The following is an 816-nucleotide window of genomic DNA, read 5'->3' as shown; positions in this document are numbered from 1 at the left end:
AATAATGAGCTGGCGATGACTTACTCTCACATGGGTAACCCCACACTACCATCAGCGCTAAGAGGTTTCACTTCTGAGTTCGGGAAGGGATCAGGTGGTTCACTCTTGCTATGGTCGCCAGCACAACTGTTGATGGACTTGTTCGGGTCTGATTTAACTGCGGTGCAGTATGTGCCGTACTTTGGTCCAAATGAGTTATTAACAGCGGGCAGATCTGGGTCTGAATTGTATGTTCCAGCATTAGGCTGAATCAAGGGATATTGCATATTTATGAATCGATTGATGCTTTGTATACAACTGTTTGGGTGTTGTATAGTCAAGCCTCACGAGCAATTAGTATTGGTCAGCTTCACATATCACTATGCTTCCACATCCAACCTATCAACGTCGTAGTCTTCAACGGCTCTTTAGGAGACATAAAGTCTCGGGGAAATCTTATCTTGAGGTAGGCTTCCCGCTTAGATGCTTTCAGCGGTTATCCCTTCCGAACATAGCTACCCGGCGATGCGACTGGCGTCACAACCGGTACACCAGAGGTTCGTCCACTCTGGTCCTCTCGTACTAGGAGCAGATCCTCTCAAATTTCCAGCGCCCACGGTAGATAGGGACCGAACTGTCTCACGACGTTCTAAACCCAGCTCGCGTACCTCTTTAAATGGCGAACAGCCATACCCTTGGGACCTGCTTCAGCCCCAGGATGAGATGAGCCGACATCGAGGTGCCAAACACCGCCGTCGATATGAACTCTTGGGCGGTATCAGCCTGTTATCCCCAGAGTACCTTTTATCCGTTGAGCGATGGCCCTTCCATACAGAA

2 rRNA genes are annotated in these 816 nt (G+C 49.1%); both read right to left on the bottom strand.

The features are described 5' to 3' along the window. Positions 1-7: 7 nt before the first annotated feature. Positions 8-122, bottom strand: a 5S ribosomal RNA gene (gene rrf / locus J502_RS16130). Between the two features lie 190 nt (positions 123-312). Then, positions 313-816 (bottom strand): 23S ribosomal RNA (locus tag J502_RS16125); the annotation flags it as partial.

This window comes from Acinetobacter sp. 1294596 (genome assembly GCF_000582925.1).
In the GTDB taxonomy this organism is placed as follows: Bacteria; Pseudomonadota; Gammaproteobacteria; order Pseudomonadales; family Moraxellaceae; genus Acinetobacter; species Acinetobacter radioresistens.
Note: the sequence above shows the minus strand (reverse complement) of the source record. Positions and strands in the feature narration are given on the sequence as shown.